This window comes from Streptomyces luteogriseus (assembly GCF_014205055.1).
Classification (GTDB): Bacteria; Actinomycetota; Actinomycetes; order Streptomycetales; family Streptomycetaceae; genus Streptomyces; species Streptomyces luteogriseus.
Window position 1 is genome coordinate 2,217,392 of sequence record NZ_JACHMS010000001.1, and the last position, 17,932, is coordinate 2,235,323.

General features: G+C 71.4%; 13 protein-coding genes and 1 riboswitch. Of the genes, 4 read left to right on the forward strand and 9 right to left on the reverse strand.

Going from position 1 to position 17,932, the window contains the following annotated elements; genetic code table 11:
- Positions 1 to 20 precede the first annotated feature (20 nt).
- Positions 21 to 1,547, forward strand: a complete 1,527-nt coding sequence (locus tag BJ965_RS09680; RefSeq protein ID WP_184908297.1) for a class I adenylate-forming enzyme family protein — start codon at positions 21 to 23, stop codon at positions 1,545 to 1,547.
- A gap of 19 nt (positions 1,548 to 1,566) precedes the next feature.
- Complete coding sequence (gene lpdA, locus BJ965_RS09685) at positions 1,567 to 2,973, forward strand: dihydrolipoyl dehydrogenase (protein ID WP_184908298.1); 1,407 nt, start codon at positions 1,567 to 1,569, stop codon at positions 2,971 to 2,973.
- Between the two features lie 100 nt (positions 2,974 to 3,073).
- Here the strand turns inward: lpdA and BJ965_RS09690 are convergent, their stop codons facing one another.
- From BJ965_RS09690 to BJ965_RS09705, 4 genes are all read right to left on the reverse strand, one after another.
- Positions 3,074 to 3,724, reverse strand: coding sequence for a thymidine kinase (locus BJ965_RS09690; protein WP_184908299.1), 651 nt, complete (start codon positions 3,722 to 3,724; stop codon positions 3,074 to 3,076).
- Positions 3,725 to 3,787: 63 nt separating this feature from the next.
- Positions 3,788 to 4,984: an alkaline phosphatase family protein gene (locus BJ965_RS09695; protein WP_184908300.1), complete on the reverse strand. Its 1,197-nt coding sequence runs from the start codon at positions 4,982 to 4,984 to the stop codon at positions 3,788 to 3,790.
- Positions 4,984 to 5,571, reverse strand: coding sequence for a DUF5998 family protein (locus tag BJ965_RS09700; protein ID WP_030845526.1), 588 nt, complete (start codon positions 5,569 to 5,571; stop codon positions 4,984 to 4,986). The genes BJ965_RS09695 and BJ965_RS09700 overlap by 1 nt, the downstream gene beginning before the upstream one ends.
- Positions 5,572 to 5,622: 51 nt before the next feature.
- The gene (locus BJ965_RS09705; protein ID WP_184908301.1) at positions 5,623 to 8,448 is read right to left on the reverse strand and encodes a bifunctional acetate--CoA ligase family protein/GNAT family N-acetyltransferase; all 2,826 of its coding nucleotides are present in this window, start codon (positions 8,446 to 8,448) and stop codon (positions 5,623 to 5,625) included.
- Between the two features lie 179 nt (positions 8,449 to 8,627).
- Here BJ965_RS09705 and BJ965_RS09710 point away from each other — a divergent pair, with 179 nt between their 5' ends.
- Entirely contained in the window at positions 8,628 to 8,909 is a 282-nt protein-coding gene (locus BJ965_RS09710) for an HPr family phosphocarrier protein (protein WP_003993478.1), read from the forward strand.
- A 166-nt stretch (positions 8,910 to 9,075) separates the two neighbouring features.
- On the opposite strand, the gene BJ965_RS09715 is transcribed toward BJ965_RS09710, so the two are convergent.
- From BJ965_RS09715 to BJ965_RS09730, 4 genes are all read right to left on the reverse strand, one after another.
- On the reverse strand, positions 9,076 to 9,771 hold the full coding sequence (locus BJ965_RS09715) for a GntR family transcriptional regulator (RefSeq protein ID WP_184908302.1): 696 nt from the start codon (positions 9,769 to 9,771) through the stop codon (positions 9,076 to 9,078).
- 189 nt (positions 9,772 to 9,960) lie between these two features.
- The gene (locus tag BJ965_RS09720; protein ID WP_184908303.1) at positions 9,961 to 10,749 is read right to left on the reverse strand and encodes a M23 family metallopeptidase; all 789 of its coding nucleotides are present in this window, start codon (positions 10,747 to 10,749) and stop codon (positions 9,961 to 9,963) included.
- A gap of 12 nt (positions 10,750 to 10,761) precedes the next feature.
- Positions 10,762 to 10,926, reverse strand: a riboswitch (cyclic di-AMP (ydaO/yuaA leader).
- A 192-nt stretch (positions 10,927 to 11,118) separates the two neighbouring features.
- Positions 11,119 to 12,507, reverse strand: coding sequence for a M16 family metallopeptidase (locus BJ965_RS09725; protein ID WP_184908304.1), 1,389 nt, complete (start codon positions 12,505 to 12,507; stop codon positions 11,119 to 11,121).
- A complete protein-coding gene (locus tag BJ965_RS09730) occupies positions 12,504 to 13,901 on the reverse strand; it encodes a M16 family metallopeptidase (RefSeq protein ID WP_184908305.1) in 1,398 nt (465 codons plus the stop codon). The genes BJ965_RS09725 and BJ965_RS09730 overlap by 4 nt, the downstream gene beginning before the upstream one ends.
- A gap of 333 nt (positions 13,902 to 14,234) precedes the next feature.
- Here BJ965_RS09730 and BJ965_RS09735 point away from each other — a divergent pair, with 333 nt between their 5' ends.
- Positions 14,235 to 16,691 carry a DNA gyrase/topoisomerase IV subunit A gene (locus tag BJ965_RS09735; RefSeq protein WP_184908306.1) on the forward strand — a complete coding sequence of 819 codons (2,457 nt, stop codon included), beginning with the start codon at positions 14,235 to 14,237 and terminating at the stop codon, positions 16,689 to 16,691.
- Here the strand turns inward: BJ965_RS09735 and BJ965_RS09740 are convergent.
- The gene (locus BJ965_RS09740) at positions 16,688 to 17,908 is read right to left on the reverse strand and encodes a CobW family GTP-binding protein (RefSeq protein WP_184908307.1); all 1,221 of its coding nucleotides are present in this window, start codon (positions 17,906 to 17,908) and stop codon (positions 16,688 to 16,690) included. The two genes, BJ965_RS09735 and BJ965_RS09740, sit on opposite strands and share 4 nt — an antisense overlap.
- Between the last annotated feature and the right edge of the window lie 24 nt (positions 17,909 to 17,932).

Sequence of the window (17,932 nt, forward strand, 5' to 3'; positions counted from 1 at the left end):
CCTGAAGGGAACTGAGCAAGTTGTCCGAGAACACGCTCCTTCACCACCTCCTGGACGTCGCAGCCCAGGCCTGGCCAGAGCGCCCGGCCGTCAGCAGAGCGGGGTCCACCACGACGTTCACGGCCCTGCGTGACGCCAGCCACCGGCTGGCCGCCTGGCTGCACGCCCAAGGCGTCGAGCGAGGCCGACGCGTGGTCATCGCCGTGCCCTCGGGGCCGCTGATCCCCGCGCTCGTCTTCGCGGCCTCCCGCCTCGGCGCCCCATGGTCCGTCCTCCACGAGCAAGTGCGGGGCGTACCGCTGGAGCATGTGCTCGACGACTGCGAGCCGAGCCTCGTCGTAGCAGACGATCCCGCGTCGCGCCAGACCGCGCGGGACCGGGGCATCGTCGCCGCCCGCCCCGAAGACCTGCTGCCGGTCGCGTTCCCCGAGCCCGGCACGGCCGCCCCCGTGGAGCCGATCACCGTACCCGGGCCGCTCGCCGTCGACCCGGTCTGCCTGATCTACACCTCGGGCACCACCTCCCTTCCCAAGGCCGTGGTGAGCACCCATCAGCAGGTCGTCTTCGCAGCCCGGGCCATTCAGCAGGTTCTGGGGTACCAGGACGAGGACGTCGTCTACTGTCCTCTGCCGCTCTCCTTCGACTACGGCCTCTACCAGGTCTTCCTCGGCACCCTCAGCGGTGCGCACGTCGTGCTCGGCAGCGCGGCCGAGGCCGGACCGGCCCTGCTGCGCAGTCTGCTGGACAGCAAGGCGACCGTCCTGCCCGCCGTCCCATCGGTCGCCGAGTCGCTGGTGTGGCTGCTGAAGCGGGCCTCGGCCCAGCGCCCGCCGCTCAGGCTGGTGACCAACACCGGTGCCGCTCTGTCGACCGAGACGGTCAACGCGCTGCGTGCCGCGATACCCGGACTGCGCGCCCAGGTGATGTACGGCCTGACTGAGTGCAAGCGCGCCGTGATCATGCCACCGGACGGGGACCTGGAACGCCCCGGTTCCTGCGGACTGCCGTTGCCCGGCACCGAGATCCTCGTCGTCGACGACGACGGTGACCCCGTGCCCGCCGGCGTCGTGGGTGAGATCGTCGTCCGCGGCCCGCACGTGATGGCCGGCTACTGGCGGCGGCCCGAACTGAACGCCCAGCGCTTCCCGCGTCGCGACGGCCTCTTCCCCGAGCTGCGCACCGGTGACTACGGCCACGTGGACGAGGACGGGTACCTGTACTTCTCCGGCCGCCGCGACGACCTGTACAAGGAGCGTGGCTTCCGTGTCAGCGCCACCGAGGTCGAGGCCGCCGCGCATCGGGTGCCCGGAGTCGTCTCGGCCGCCGTCCTGCCGCCGTCCGGCAAGAAGCCGGCCGTCCTCGCCGTGGTCGCGGAGATCGGCGCGGAGCAGGTTCTCGACAGGATGCGCGAGCAGATCGAGGAGTTCAAGGTCCCGCGGCGCTGCGTCGTTCTGGAGGAACTACCGCTGAGCGGCAACGGGAAAGTCGACCGCAAGAAACTCGCCACCACCATCGAGGGCCGCTCCGGCCTGACCGGCTCGGCGTGAACGGAGGGAAGACCGGATCATGAGCTCACACTTCGATGTCGTCGTTCTCGGCGCCGGGCCCGGCGGCTACACGGCCGCGGTGCGGTCCGCGCAACTCGGGCTGCGGACGGCCGTCGTGGAGGAGAAGTACTGGGGCGGGGTGTGCCTCAACGTCGGATGCATCCCGTCCAAGGCGCTGCTCCGCAACGCCGAACTGGCCCAGATCTTCACCCGCGAGGCGAAGACCTTCGGTATCAGGGTCGAGGGCAGCGTCAGCTTCGACTACGGCGAGGCGTTCCGGCGCAGCCGCAAGGTGGCCGACGGCCGGGTCAACGGCGTCCACTACTTGATGAAGAAGAACGGCATCACCGAGTACGACGGCCGGGGCACGTTTACCGACGACCACACGTTGCGGGTGGAGTTGGCCGCGGGTGGCACCGAGGCCGTGACCTTCGACCACTGTGTCATCGCGACCGGGGCGACCACCCGCCTACTCCCGGGCACGTCAAGGAGCGAGCGGGTCGTCACCTACGAGGAGCAGATCCTCTCCGAGACGCTGCCGGAGAGCATCGTCATCGCGGGCGCGGGCGCCATCGGCGTCGAGTTCGCCTACGTGCTCAACAGTTACGGGGTCAAGGTCACCATCGTCGAGTTCCTCGACCGTCTGGTGCCGCTGGAGGACGCCGACGTCTCGGCGGAACTCGCCCGGCACTACCGCAAGCTGGGCATCCAGGTGCTCACCTCCACCCGCGTCGAGGCCATCGACGACACCGACCCGGCCTCCAAGGTGCGTGTCACCGTGACACGCGAGGGCCGGCAGGAGGTCCTGGAGGCCGACAGGGTCCTCCAGGCCATCGGCTTCGCCCCGCGCGTGCGCGGATACGGCCTGGAGAACACCGGCGTACGGCTGACCGCGCGCGGCGCGATCGATGTCGACGCCCGCGGCCGGACAAGCGTTCCACACCTCTTCGCCATCGGCGACGTCACGGCGAAGCTGATGCTGGCGCACGCCGCGGAGGCGATGGCCATCGTCGCCGCCGAGACCATCGCGGACGCCGACACCATGGAACTCGACTTCACGATGGTTCCACGCGCCACCTACTGTCAGCCGCAGATCGCGAGCTTCGGCTGGACGGAGGCCGAAGCCAGGGAGCGGGGGTTCGACGTCAAGGTCGCGAAGTTCCCCTTCACGGCCAACGGGAAGGCCCACGGGCTCGGCCATCCCACCGGTTTCGTCAAAATCATCAGCGACGGACGGCACGGAGAGCTGCTGGGCGCCCACCTGATCGGCCCCGAGGTGACGGAGCTGCTCCCCGAGTTGACCCTGGCCCAGCAGTGGGACCTGACGGTGCATGAAGTCGCCCGCAACATCCACGCGCATCCCACGCTCGGGGAGGCGGTGAAGGAAGCGGTCCACGGCCTCGCCGGACACATGATCAACATGTAGGGACCGACCTGGCCGCCGTTCGTCGGTTGCCGAGGCTCCAGAGGGCAGCGGCGGCCGGCGGCAGGTAGGTGATGTGCCCCGGCTTCCCGGCCCACGGCACTCAGGCGGATGCGATGGGCAGGACATCCGGCGAGAGTGCGCCGGCACGGGCTGATGCGCTCGTCATCCGGCGGCGGTGATGACGGCGGCACAGGACCTCGTACCCGACCTCGTCGGCGGAGTGGGTGACGTCGCCGACGACCACCTGGGCGCCCTCGACGACCATCACCCCGCCTATCGTGCGGGCGTTGTGGGTGGCGCGGGCTCCGCACCAGCACAGGGCCTCGACCTGGAGGACCTCGACCCGGTCGGCCAGTTCCACCAGCCGCTGCGAGCCGGGGAACAGCTTGGACCGAAAGTCGGTCGTGATGCCGAAGGCGTAGACGTCGAGGCTCAGGTCGTCGACCACACGGGCCAGTTGGTCGATCTGCTCCGGGGCGAGGAACTGCGCCTCGTCGGCGATCACGTAGTCCGCGCGGCCGCCCTGCGAGAGATGGTCGACGAGGTAGCCGTAGAGGTCCTGCCCGTCGCCGACCTCCACCGCGTCCGTCACCAGGCCGAGACGTGAGGACAGCTTGCCCTCGCCGGCGCGGTCGTCGCGCGAGAAGATCATGCCCTGCAGGCCGCGCGCCGAGCGGTTGTGCTCGATCTGGAGAGCCAGCGTCGACTTCCCGCAGTCCATCGTTCCGCAGAAGAACACCAGCTCGGGCATGTGGAGTTGAGCACCTTTCGGCGTGGAAGGACAGGGCGTGGTGTGGGGCGGGGCGGGGTCGTCTCAGGAGCGTACTTCGAGCAGGGGGACCAGCTGCTCGGCGGGGGTCATGGACCCGTGGTTGCCGACCATCGCCGACTCCTTCGGCTCCCGCTCGGAGGCGATGAGCAGAACGTCGTCCCGCGCGGCGGCGACCACGTCACCGATCCTTCCGTACACCCGTTCATCGATCTGCGGGCCGAACCAGCCCGCCGCGATGGCCTCGTCGCGTGAGGCCACCCAGAACTGCTCGCCGAGCACCTCGCGCCAGCAGGTCAGGACGTCGTTCGCCGCGCCGGGCACCGCGTACACGTGGCGGGCGCGGCCCTCACCGCCGAGCAGGGCGACCCCGGCGCTCAGCTCCCAGTCCTCGTCGAAGTCGATGCGGTGCTGCTCGTCGAAGGGCACGTCGATCATGCCGTGGTCGGCGGTGACGTAGAGCGCGCTGCGCGGCGGCAGTTGCTCGGCCAGGCGCTGGACGAGGCGGTCGGCGTACATGAGCTGGCCGCGCCAGGTGTCGGAGTCGACGCCGTAGCGGTGGCCGGCGCCGTCGACCTCGGCGAAGTAGGTGTACACCAGGGAGCGGTCGCCCGCGGCGAGTTGCTCGGCCGCCAGGTCCACGCGGTCCTCGCCGGACAGCCGCCCGAGGAACGTTCCACCACTGAGCGCGACCTTGGTCAGCGGGGTGTTCTCGAAGGTCGGGGACGACACCTGCGCCGCGTGCACCCCGGCCGCGTGCGCCAGCTGGAAGACCGTGGGGTACGGCTGCCAGGGGCCGGGCGGGGTCCACGGCTGCCAGCGCAGCTGGTTCATCAGCTCGCCGGTGTCGGGGTTGCGGACGGTGTAGCCGGGCAGGCCGTGCGCACCGGGCGGCAGGCCGGTGCCCACGGAGGCGAGGGAGGTCGCCGTGGTCGCCGGGTAGCCGGCGGTGAGCGGACGCCCGGTGCCGCCGCGGGAGGTGGCGAGCAGGGACGCCATGAAGGGGGCGTCCTCGGGGTGCGCCCTCAGCTGCTCCCAGCCGAGGCCGTCGATCAGGAAGACGCAGTTGCGGTCGGCGGGGGTCAGCTCGCCGATCGCGGCGTTCATGCCCGGGACGCCCAGGCCGGCGGCCAGGGTGGGCAGAAGATCGGCGAGCGATCCGCTGCCGTACTCGGGGACGGGAGCGGAGGCGACGGTGAGCGGTTCCGGGTACTGGTCCCAGGCCGTCTTGGGCTGTGCCATCAGCGGGTCGTGTCCGCGGTCGCCTCGGAGAGGGACTGCGCGAAGGCGAGCGCCTCGCGCACGGTCTCCGGTCCGTCTCCGGCCTCGCTGACGCGCAGGCTGAGGTCGTCCGCCGTCGAGTTGCCGGTGTAGCCGTGGTCCGCCTCGCAGTTGGGGTCGCCGCACGCGGCGGGCTCCAGGTCGATACGGGAGACGGCGCCCCAGCCGATGGTCAGGACGACCTCGCGGGGCAGGGTCCCCGGCTTGTAGGACTCGGGGTTGGCGACCACACGGCTGACCACGATCGACGAGATGCGGCCGATCTTCACGGACTCCGTCGATGTCGTGGCGTACGGCGTCGGGGAGGTGCTGTCGGCGGCCTGCTCGTCGGTGTGGCTGACGATGAAGCGGTTGTCGGTGAGGACGAGCACCGTCACGTGCCGCCGGACCTCGTTCTGGTCGAACGTCGTCTCCTGGTGGACCAGGTACGACCGGATGGGCTCGCCGCCCACGGCGGCCTCCACCGCCTCGGCCACGAGGGCCGGGTAGTAGCCGCTGCGCTCGATCGCCGCCCGCAGCCCCTGGGTCGTCGTACTGGTCTTGGCCATGACGCCCATCCTACGGGGGACCACTGACTGCGAGGGACAGCTCGCCCCCTGTCAGTACGCGGGGAGGGTCCGCGGGCCGAGGTCGTCGCGGGCGGGCGGGTGCGCGAGACGCACGGAGGCGCCGAGGACGCTCAGACCGTGTGAGGCGACGACGACCGGTTCCAGGGTGACCGCGACGACCTCGGGGTGGTCGTCGACCAGCCGGGACACCCGCAGCAGCAGCTCCTCCAGGGCACGGGTGTCGGCCGGTGCGGAGCCGCGCCAGCCGAACAGCAGCGGGGCGGTGCGGATCGAACGCACCAGCGAGTTCGCCTCCCGGTCCGTGACCGGGATCAGCCGGTGCGCGGTGTCCCCGAGCAGCTGCGAGGCGGCCCCGGCGAGCCCGAAGGAGAGCACGGCCCCGGCCGCGGGGTCGATGACGGCGCGTACGACGACGTCCACGCCGCGCGGCGCCATCCGCTGCACCACCGGCCGCAGCTCCTCCGGCGTGCCGAACAGTTCGGTCAACTCGGCGTACGACCGGCGCAGTTGCTCCTCGTCCGCGAGGTCGAGGCGGACGCCGCCCAGGTCGGCGCGGTGCCTGAGGTGCGGGGCGGTGGCCTTGAGGGCGACGGGGTAGCCGAGGTCGCGGGCGGCCTCCGCGGCGGCGTCTGGGGTCGGGGCGGGCAGGGCGCGATGGACCTGGACGCCGTAGTGACCGAGGAGGTCACAGGTCTCGTCCGTGCCGAGCGTGAGTCCCTGCCCGCGCGCGAGGAGGCCGTCGATCAGCGCGGCGGCGCCCCTTTCGTTGATGTCCTCGTACTCGGGCACCCTGCCGGGCTCGGCGGCGTCGCGCCGCCACTGCGCGTAGGCCACGGCCTGGCCGAGGGCGCGGACGGCGCGCTCGGCGGCGGGGTAGGCGGGGATGAGGTGGGTGCCTTCGGGGGCCTCGGTGGTGGGGAGGCGTTCCGCGGCGGGCGCCGGACCGGGGGCGTTGCGCGGCGGGTTGTCCGACCCGGCCTGCGGTGCGGTGCTCGCCGCCGCCGACAGGGCCTCCGCCAGGCCGCCGAGCTCCACGTGGACCACGAGGACCGGCTTCGACGGGGCCGCGGCCGATGCCGAGCGCAGGGCTTCCGCGAGGGCCGCGTCGCCGACCGGGCCCTCCCCCACGGCCGGTATGGCGGTGACGACGACGGCGTCGCACCGGTCGTCGGCCAGGGCACGGGACAGGGCGGTGTGGAAGTCGGCCGCCGAGGCCGCGGTGGTCAGGTCCTGCGGGGGGTGCGGTCGCAGCCCCTCGGCGAGGCACGCGTCGTAGGTGAGCAGGCCGAGCGACTCCGAGTTGCCCAGGATCGCCACCCTGGGGCCGGCCGGCAGGGGCTGGCGGGCGAGCAGCAGGCCCGCGTCGACCAGCTCGGTGATCGTGTCGACGCGGATGACCCCGGCCTGCCGCAGCAGCGCCGACACGGTCGCGTGCGGCAGCCGGGTCGCCCGGACGGCGTGCCCCTGGGGTGCGGCGGCGCCGTGCCGTGCGCCCTGGACGACGACCAGGGGCTTGGCCGCGGCGGTGCGGCGGGCGAGGCGGGTGAACTTGCGGGGGTTGCCGATGGACTCCAGGTACATGAGGACGACGTCGGTGTCAGGGTCCTCGTACCAGTACTGGAGGACATCGTTGCCGGAGACGTCGGCGCGGTTGCCGGAGGAGACGAAGGTGGAGACACCGGTCACGCCCGTGACACCGCCGCCGCGCCGGTGCAGCCGGGACAGCAGGGCGATGCCGATGGCGCCGGACTGGGCGAACAGGCCGATGCGGCCCGGGCGCGGCACCTCCGGGGCGAGGGAGGCGTTGAGCCGTACCCGGGGTGAGGTGTTGATGATGCCGAAGGCGTTCGGGCCGATGATCCGCATGCCGTACGTGCGCGCGTGCCGTACGAGGGCGCGCTGGCGTTCGCGTCCCTCGGGGCCGCTCTCGGCGTAGCCGGCGGAGACCACGACCAGGCCTTGGACGCCGTGTTCGCCGCACTCGGTGACGACCTCGGTGACGTGCTCGGCCGGTACGGCGACGACCGCGAGGTCGACCGGGCCGTCGATGTCCCGCACCGAGCGGTGGGCGGGCACCCCGTCGAGCTCCTTCTGCCCCTCCGGGAGGGCCTTGTTCACGGCGTAGAGGCGGCCGCTGTAGCCGGCGTCCCGGATGTTGCCGAGGACGCTGCGGCCCACGCCACCCGGCGTGCGTCCGGCGCCGATGACCGCGACCGAGCCGGGGGCGAGCAGCCGCTGCACCGAGCGCGCCTCGGCACGGTGTTCGCGCGCGTACTGCACGGCGAGGGAGCGGTCGGTGGGTTCGAGGTCGAACTCCAGCCGGACGACGCCGTCCTCGAAGCTGCGCTTCTGGGTGTAGCCGGCGTCCGTGAACACCTTGATCATCTTGGTGTTCGCGGGCAGCACCTCGGCGGCGAAGCGGCGGATGCCGCGCTCACGGGCGACGGCGCCGATGTGCTCGAGCAGGGCGGAGGCGACCCCGCGGCCCTGGTGGGCGTCCTGCACGAGGAAGGCGACCTCGGCCTCGTCGGCGGGTGCCGACGCGGGCGTTCCGTCGGCACCGATCCGGTCGTAGCGTACGGTGGCGATGAACTCGCCGCCGACCGTGGCCGCGAGTCCCACCCGGTCCACAAAGTCGTGGTGCGTGAAGCGGTGGACGTCCTTGGCGGACAGGCGAGGGTACGGCGCGAAGAAGCGGTAGTACTTCGACTCGTCGGAGACCTGCTCGTAGAAGCTGACCAGGCGATCGGCGTCATCAACGGTGATGGGCCGGATGCGCGCGGTACCCCCGTCGCGCAGCACCACGTCGGCTTCCCAGTGGGCGGGATACTCGTGCCGGTCCGGCGAGGTCTGCATGGGCCCCAGAGTACGGCTAGCGCCTGACAAGGGCGCGAGGCAGTCTGTGGAGGGCGTCAGTCGGGTCGAGGCCGCGATCCGACGGCACCCCGGGGCGGTCCGCGAGGACCGCTCCCGGTACGGCTTCACGGTATGGGAAACTGGTCTAGACAACCCTGAAAAGCGAAGGGCAGCAACACATGGCTGAGCGCCGCGTCAACGTCGGCTGGGCCGAGGGTCTCCACGCCCGCCCCGCCTCCATCTTCGTCCGAGCCGCCACGGCCGCAGGCGTCCCGGTGACGATCGCCAAGGCTGACGGCAACCCCGTCAACGCGGCCTCCATGCTGGCCGTCCTGGGCCTCGGCGCCCAGGGGGGCGAGGAGATCGTCCTCGCCTCCGACGCCGAGGGTGCGGACGCCGCACTGGACCGGCTCGCCAAGCTGGTCTCCGAGGGTCTCGAGGAACTTCCCGAGACCGTCTGATTCACCGAGCGCCCGATCCGTCCGGCGTGCAGCGAAGGGCTCGTCCGAATTCACCGGGCGGGCCCTTCGCCATTCCCGGTGGATGCGGGACGGGAATTCCGATGAATCCGGGCAGCGAAAATAGACCCCCGCAAATTGTCCGCTCTCTTTGTATACGGCTGCCGTGTTAATGCTGCGGGCTCGCCGTGTTTACGGGATGTTGCGAGTTCCTCACACGGTCGGTGCGCTCCTGGGGGGAGCCGAACCGCAGGCGGTGCGCGCCCTTCGCGCGCTCGGTGTGCAGCGCCGTGACCGCCCGCGCGCGCTCGCCGTCCCCACGCGCCACCGCGTCCACGATCGCGCCGTGCTCGGTCCAGGACTCCACCGGACTGGCCGGCGCCTCCACGGCGTACATCCAGGCGATCTTGTGGCGGAGCTGGGTGAGCATCGAGGTCAGCGCAGGGCTGCCGGAGGCCTGGGCGAGCGTCTCGTGGAACCAACCGCCCAGAGAGCGCAGGTCGTCGCTGTTGCCCCGGCGGGCCCGCTCCTGACCCAGCCGGACCAGACCGCGCAGGACCTTCAGATGCGCCTCGGTGCGACGCTGGGCGGCGCGGGCCGCACCGAGCGGCTCCAGCAGCATGCGCATCTCCAGCAGGTCAGCGGCCTCCTGCTCGGTGGGTTCCGCCACGCACGCGCCCGCGTGCCGGCGGGTCACCACGAATCCCTCGGCCTCGAGCGTGCGCAGCGCCTCCCGGACGGGCACCCTCGAGACGCCGTAGCGGCGCGCGAGGAGTTCCTCGGTGAGCCGGCTGCCGCGTGCGTGGACACCCGCGACGATGTCGTCCCGGATGGCCGTGCACACCGAGTGCGCGGGAATACGCATGACCGACCTCCGCTTAATCCCCGTGAAACGCCGACGAGCGGCGTGCGTTCCGTGACTCTATTGCAATGAGCCGGAATTTCCGACGGCAGACGACAATCCATGGATATTTTTTGGACAGCGGGCGGCCGTAAACGCCGAAAGCCCCGGCTCGGGGAGCCGGGGCTTTCGGGGAGAGCGGGGAGGTTCCGGTCAGACACCCACGCCGTGCGAGCGGAGGTAGGCGACCGGGTCGATGTCCGAGCCGTACTCGGGGCTGGTGCGGGCCTCGAAGTGCAGGTGGGGGCCGGTGACGTTGCCGGTCGCGCCGGACAGGCCGATCTGCTGGCCGGGGGTGACCTGCTGGCCCACCGAGACGCCGACGGAGGACAGGTGGCCGTACTGGGTGTACGTCCCGTCGTTCATCTTGATCACGATCTGGTTGCCGTAGGAGCCGCCCCAGCCGGCCTCGACGACGGTGCCCGCGCCGACCGCGTGGACGGAGGTGCCGCTGGCGGCGTGGAAGTCGACACCGGTGTGGCTGCCGGAGGACCACAGGCCGCTGCTGGCCTGGTAGCCGGTGGAGACGTACGAGCCGGAGATCGGGGACACGAAGGTGTTGAGGCGCTTGCGCTCGGCCTCGCGGGCGGCGCGCTCCTTGGCCTCGCGGGCCTTCTCGGCCGCCTCCTTGGCCCTCTCGGCCAGCTCGGCGGCCCGCTTGCGGGCGGCCTCCTCGGCCTTCTGCTTGGCGGCGGCCTCGTCGGCTGCGTGCTGCTGCGCGAGGGCCTGGGCGTCGATCTGCTGGGCCGCGGTGTCACCCATGGTGACGACCGGGGTGAGGCCGGTCTGCTCGGCGCTGGGTTCGGCGGCGAAGGCCGCGGGGGCCGCCACGGTGCCGATCACGCCGGTGGTGGCGAGAGCCGCGACGCCTGCCGCGCGGGCGGTGGAGCGCTGCATCCTGCTGGGACGACGGTGCTTCCCGGTGGCGCGAGTGAACGCCATGTGGTGGCTGGTCCTTTCCTTCCCTCTCGCCTACCGGGTTAGCTGACGGGTTCGGAGCAGGAAGGTCTCCTACGGACTCCCTCGCGACTCGCGCGGGCGCCCGATTCACCCCAGGGACTGCGATGGGTCCCCGGCTCCCCTGGCTCGCGCCGTACGGGGACTCGGCGATGACTGTCCGGTGCCGCGGGTGCGGCGCACTGCCTGACGAACAGCCTGGATGACGCTAAGCGGCGCCACTTTCAATTCCCAAACGAATCCAGGCTTTTGTAGCGCATCCCACAGGGCAGACAGGCAACTCCCATCCCAATTCGGGCATAAAGGGGCCCTGGTGCCTTTGAAGACAACCAGGGCCCCTGCACGCGCGTGCCGCTACTCGGCGGCGACGACGGTGACTTCGCCGATGCCGAGGGCCTCGACGGGTGCCTTGATCTGCGCCGCGTCACCGACGAGAACGGTCACCAGACGGTCCACCGGGAAGGCGCTCACGGCCGCCGCGGTGGCCTCCACGGTGCCGGTCGCGGCGAGCTGCCGGTACAGCGTGGCCTGGTAGTCGTCGGGCAGGTGCTGCTCGACCTGGTCGGCCAGCGTGCTCGCGACGGCCGCCGCCGTCTCGTACTTCAGCGGCGCCACGCCCACCAGGTTCTGCACGGCGACGTCCCGCTCGGCGTCGGTCAGTCCCTCGGCGGCGAGGGTGCGCAGCACCGTCCAGAGGTCCTGGAGGGCGGGACCGGTGTTGGGCGTGTCGACGGAACCGCTGATGGCGAGCATCGCGGCACCCGTGCCGTCCGGGGCGGACCTGAGGACCTGGCCGAACGCCCGTACGCCGTAGGTGTAGCCCTTCTCCTCGCGCAGGACGCGGTCAAGGCGGGAGGTGAGGGTGCCGCCGAGGCAGTACGTGCCGAGCACCTGCGCGGGCCACACGCGGTCGTGCCGGTCCGGCCCGATCCGGCCGATCAGCAGCTGCGTCTGGACGGCGCCCGGGCGGTCCACGATGACGACCCGGCCGGTGTCGTCGGCGGTCACCGGCGGCACGGGACGCGGCTCGGCCGAGGAGCCCGTCCAGGCGCCCAGCGTGTCCCCGAGCAGGGCGTCCAGGTCGATGCCGGTGAGGTCGCCGACGACCACGACGGTGGCCGTGGCGGGACGGACGTGCTTCTCGTAGAAGGCGCGCACGGCCGCGGAGTCGATGGCGGCGACGGTCTCCTCGCTGCCCTGCCGGGGCCGCGACATGCGCGAGTCCGCCGGGAACAGCTCCTTGGAGAGCTCCTTGGCGCCGCGGCGGGAGGGGTTGGCCAGCTCGTGCGGGATCTCGTCGAGGCGATTGTTGACCAGCCGTTCGACCTCGCTGTCGGCGAAGGCGGGCGCCCTCAGGGCGTCGGCGATCAGGCCCAGGCCCTTGGTGAGCCGGGAGGCGGGCACCTCCAGGCTGAGCCGGACGCCGGGGTGGTCGGCATGCGCGTCGAGAGTGGCACCGGCGCGCTCCAGTTCCGCGGCGAAGTCCTCGGCGGAGTGCTTGTCGGTGCCCTCGGAGAAGGCCCGGGCCATGATCGTGGCCACACCGTCGAGTCCGGCCGGCTCCGCCTCCAGAGGCGCGTCCAGCAGCACCTCCACGGCGACGACCTGCTGGCCGGGGCGATGGCAGCGCAGCACCGTCAGGCCGTTGTCGAGCATGCCGCGCTCGGGGGCCGGGAAGGCCCAGGGCCGGGCGTCGCCCGCCTGCGGCCGGGGGTGGAAGTCCATCGTGGCGAGCTCGGTCACTTGTCCGCCTCCTCGTTCTCGTCGGTGGCCGCGGCTGCGGTGTCGTCGGTGATGCCGGCGTCCTCGGCGGTCTCCGCCTCGCCGGTCTCGCCGGCGACGGGCTCGTAGACGAGCACCGCGCGGTTGTCGGGTCGCAGGCGGGCCTTGGCGACCTCCTGGACCTCCTCCGCCGTGATCTCCAGCACGCGCTGGACGGCGGTCAGGGCGAGCTGCGGGTCTCCGAAGAGCACGGCGTACCGGCACAGTTCGTCGGCGCGGCCGGCGACCGTGCCGAGCCGGTCCAGCCACTCGCGCTCCAACTGGGCCTGGGCGCGCTCCATCTCCTCGGGCGTGGGGCCCTCCTCGGCGAACCGGGCGAGCTCCTCGTCGATGGCGGTCTCGATGACCGGAACCTCCACGTCGCCGGACGTCTTCACGTCCAGCCACCCCAGGGAGGGAGCACCGGCGAGCCGCAGCAGGCCGAAGCCGGCCGCGACGGCCGTACGGTCGCGTCGCACGAGCCGGTTGTACAGGCGGGAGGACTCGCCGCCGCCGAGGACGGTGAGGGCCAGGTCGGCCGCGTCGCACGCGCGCGTGCCGTCGTGCGGCAGCCGGTAGGCGGCCATCAGGGCGCGCGCCGGTACCTCCTCCTCGACGACCTCGCGCAGCTGCTCGCCGATGGTCTCCGGCAGCGACCCGTCGCGCGGGGCGGGCTTGCCGTCGTGACCGGGGATGGAGCCGAAGTACTTCTCGACCCACGCGAGCGTCTGCTCCGGGTCGATGTCGCCGACCACGGAGAGCACGGCGTTGTTCGGCGCGTAGTAGGTGCGGAAGAACGCGCGCGCGTCCTCCAGCGTCGCCGCGTCCAGGTCGGCCATCGAGCCGATCGGGGTGTGGTGGTAGGGGTGGCCCTCCGGGTAGGCGAGGGCGGTCAGCTTCTCGAAGGCGGTGCCGTAGGGGACGTTGTCGTAGCGCTGGCGGCGCTCGTTCTTGACGACGTCCCGCTGGTTCTCCATCGACTCCTCGTCGAGCGCGGCCAGCAGCGAGCCCATGCGGTCGGCCTCCAGCCAGAGGGCGAGCTCCAGCTGGTGGGTGGGCATGGTCTCGAAGTAGTTGGTCCGCTCGAAGCTGGTCGTGCCGTTCAGCGAGCCACCCGCGCCCTGCACGAGCTCGAAGTGGCCGTTGCCCTTGACCTGCGCGGACCCCTGGAACATGAGGTGCTCGAAAAGGTGAGCCAGGCCGGTACGCCCCTTGACTTCGTGGCGTGAGCCGACGTCGTACCAGAGGCACACCGCCGCGACCGGGGTCAGGTGGTCCTCGGAGAGCACCACGCGCAGGCCGTTGGCCAGGCGGTGCTCGGTCGCTGTCAGGCCCCCGGAGCCTGCCTGGGCTGTGGCCGTGTGACCCATGGGCATGTACGTCCCTTCGATCGCTGAGCGGTTGTTCAGACCGCGGATTCCTGCCGGTCCTGCCACTGTATGCAAGCGTGCGGAGCCCTGGTGAAGTTCCCGGTGGCGACCTGGTCCCGACAGCACGACAGACGCCTCGGGCAGGGTCCTGGTCCCGGTTGTCAGTGCGGCGGTCCACAATGGTCGGCGTCAGATCCGGATCGCAGCAGCACGAGCGAGCCGCGAAGGCGGTCGGTGGCGAGCGCGCGGAGGCCCGAAGGGCCCGAGCACGCTCGACGTCTCGCACCGGCATGAACGCCCCCGTAGGCAAGCGACCAGCAACAGGAGGAGCCGGCAGCGATGGCCCGCCGCAGCACGAAGACCCCGCCGCCCGACGACTCGTACGAGGAGCGGATCCTCGACATCGACGTCGTCGACGAGATGCAGGGCTCCTTCCTCGAGTACGCGTACTCGGTCATCTACTCCCGCGCCCTGCCGGACGCACGCGACGGCCTCAAGCCGGTGCACCGCCGCATCGTCTACCAGATGAACGAGATGGGCCTGCGCCCCGAGCGCGGGTACGTCAAGTGCGCCCGGGTCGTCGGCGAGGTGATGGGCAAGCTGCACCCGCACGGCGACGCGTCGATCTACGACGCCCTGGTGCGCATGGCCCAGCCCTTCTCGATGCGGGTTCCCCTGGTCGACGGCCACGGCAACTTCGGCTCGCTGGGCAACGACGACCCGCCGGCCGCCATGCGGTACACCGAGTGCCGTATGGCCGAGGCGACGAGCCTGATGACGGAGTCGATCGACGAGGACACCGTCGACTTCAACCCCAACTACGACGGCCAGGAGCAGGAACCGGTGGCTCTGCCCGCCGCCTTCCCGAACCTCCTGGTCAACGGCGCCTCGGGCATCGCGGTCGGTATGGCCACGAACATGGCGCCGCACAACCTGCGCGAGGTCATCGCGGCCGCCCGCCACCTGATCAGGTTCCCGAACGCGGATCTCGACGCCCTGATGAAGCACGTCCCGGGCCCCGACCTGCCCACGGGCGGCCGCATCGTCGGCCTGTCCGGCATCCGGGACGCGTACGAGTCCGGCCGCGGCACGTTCAAGATCCGGGCGACGGTGTCGGTGGAGCCCGTGACGGCCCGCCGCAAGGGCCTCGTCGTCACGGAGCTGCCCTTCACGGTCGGCCCCGAGAAGGTCATCGCCAAGATCAAGGACCTGGTCGGTTCCAAGAAGCTCCAGGGCATCGCCGACGTCAAGGACCTCACCGACCGCGAGCACGGCCTGCGCCTGGTCATCGAGATCAAGAACGGCTTCGTGCCGGAGGCGGTCCTCGAGCAGCTCTACAAGCTGACGCCGATGGAGGAGTCCTTCGGCATCAACAACGTGGCGCTGGTGGACGGCCAGCCGCTCACGCTGGGCCTGAAGGAGCTCCTGGAGGTCTACCTGGACCACCGCTTCAACGTCGTACGGCGGCGCTCGGAGTTCCGCCGCTCCAAGAAGCGCGACCGGCTGCACCTGGTCGAGGGTCTGCTCACGGCCCTGCTGGACATCGACGAGGTCATCCGTCTGATCCGCTCCAGCGAGAACTCCGCGCAGGCCAAGCAGCGCCTGATGGAGCAGTTCTCGCTGAGCGAGGTGCAGACGCAGTACATCCTCGACACGCCGCTGCGCCGGCTGACCAAGTACGACCGCATCGAGCTGGAGTCGGAGAAGGAGCGGCTCACCGCGGAGATCGAGGAGCTGACCCGGATCCTCGACTCGGACTCCGAGCTGCGCAAGCTGGTCTCCTCCGAACTGGCCAACGTCGCCAAGAAGTTCGGCACCGACCGGCGAACGGTGCTGCTGGAGTCGGGTGGCGCCCCGGTCGCGACCGTGCCGCTCCAGGTGGCCGACGACCCGTGCCGGGTGCTGCTGTCCTCCACGGGGCTGCTGGCCCGTACGGCGAACGGCGAGCCCTTCACGGAGGAGGCCGGCGCCAAGCGCGTGAAGCACGACGTGATCGTCTCGGCGGTGCCGGCCACCGCCCGCGGTGAGGTGGGCGCGGTCACCTCGGCGGGCCGGCTGCTGCGGCTGAACGTGGTCGACCTGCCCCAGCTGCCGGAGTCGCTGTCGACGCCGAACCTCGCGGGGGGCGCGCCGCTGGCGGAGTTCGTGTCCCTGGAGGACGAGGAGACGGTGGTCTGCCTGACCACGCTCGACGAGTCGTCGCCGGGCCTGGCGCTCGGCACGGCCCAGGGCATCGTGAAGCGGGTGGTGCCGGACTATCCGGCCAACAAGGACGAGCTCGGGGTGATCACCCTCAAGGAGGGCGACCGGATCGTCGGCGCGGTCGAGCTGCGCACCGGCGAGGAGGACCTGGTCTTCGTCACCGACGACGCACAGCTGCTGCGTTTCCAGGCGTCCCAGGTCCGACCGCAGGGCCGCCCGGCCGGCGGTGTGGCCGGCATCAAGCTCACCGAGGGCGCGAAGGTCATCTCCTTCACCGCGGTGGACCCGGCCGTGGACGCCGTCGTCTTCACCGTCGCGGGCTCACGGGGCACGCTGGACGACTCCGTACAGACGACGGCCAAGCTGACCCCGTTCGACCAGTATCCGCGCAAGGGCCGCGCCACCGGCGGTGTCCGCTGCCAGCGGTTCCTGAAGGGCGAGGACTGCCTGTCCCTGGCGTGGGCGGGCCCCGTCCCCGCACTCGCCGCGCAGAAGAACGGCACCCCGGCCGACCTCCCGGACATCGACCCGCGCCGCGACGGCTCGGGGGTGTCCCTGGCCAAGACGGTGGCGGTGGTGGCCGGGCCGGTCTAGGCCGGGTCCGCGCCCTGCTCCTCGGGGTCGCGCACGTAGCGCAGGACGCCCCACATGCCGTGCTCGTCGGCGTGTGGGGCGTCGCTCCTGCACGCCTCCAGCTCCTTTGCCAGTGCGGCGGTGTCGATGCCCGAGCCGATGAGGACCAGCTGGGTGAGGCGTTCGCCTCCGGCCGGCCAGGGCTCCGGGTAGAAGCGCAGGAACCGTCCGACGGCATGGACGGCGTAGCGGTTGCGGACGTCGTACGGCCCGAAGTCGACGTAGCCCTTGATCCGGTACAGCCCCTCGGGGCGGCTGTCCAGGAACGTCATCAGCCGGCGCGGGTCGAGGGGGCCCGGGGAGACGAACGACAGGCTGTCGTAGGCGGCGTGCAGGTGACCGGTGTGGTCGTGGGGGCTGTGGCGGGGGCCGCCTCCTGCGAGGCTCTCTCCGTTGAGACCGCCCTCGTTGAGGATCTGTTCGTCGGGGGCGCCTTCGTACGGGTCGTCTCCGTGCGGGTCGTCTCCGTGCGGGTCGTCTCCGTGCAGGTCGTCTCCGTGCAGGTCGTCTCCGTGCAGGTCGTCTTCGTGCAGGTCGTCGAAGGACAGCTGCCCGATGCGCTCCTCGCTCGGACGGCAGTCGAAGAGGAACTCGGGGTCGATCCGGCCATAGGTGGCCGGGACGACGGCGGCACGGTCGACGAGGGTCCGGACCAGTCCGAGGACGCGTTCGCCGTCCGCAGCCCGGTCGAGCTTGTTGACCACGACGAGATCGGCCAGCGCGAGATGCCGGTCGATCTCGGGGTGTCTGGCCCGGGTGTCGTCGAACTCGGCGGCGTCGACGACCTCGACGAGCCCGCCGTACACCACCCCGGGATGCTCGCTGGCCAGCAGCATCCGCACGAGTTCCTGCGGCTCGGCGAGACCGCTGGCCTCGATGACGATGACGTCGATGCCGAGAGCGGGTTCCGCGAGCCGCTCCAGGTACTGGTCCAGTTCACTCGCGTCGACCGCACAGCACAGGCAGCCGTTGCCGAGGGAGACTGTCGAGTCGCCGAGCGCTCCCGCCACGGCCATCGCGTCGATCTCGATCGCCCCGAAGTCGTTGACGAGGGCGCCGATACGGCTGCCGCCGCTGCGGTGCAGGAGGTGATTGAGCAGGGTCGTCTTCCCCGAGCCGAGGAATCCGGCCAGGACGACGACCGGGATCTGCTGCGGTTTCGGACTCGGCTGGCTCACCGTGCGACCTCTCTCGCGCCGACG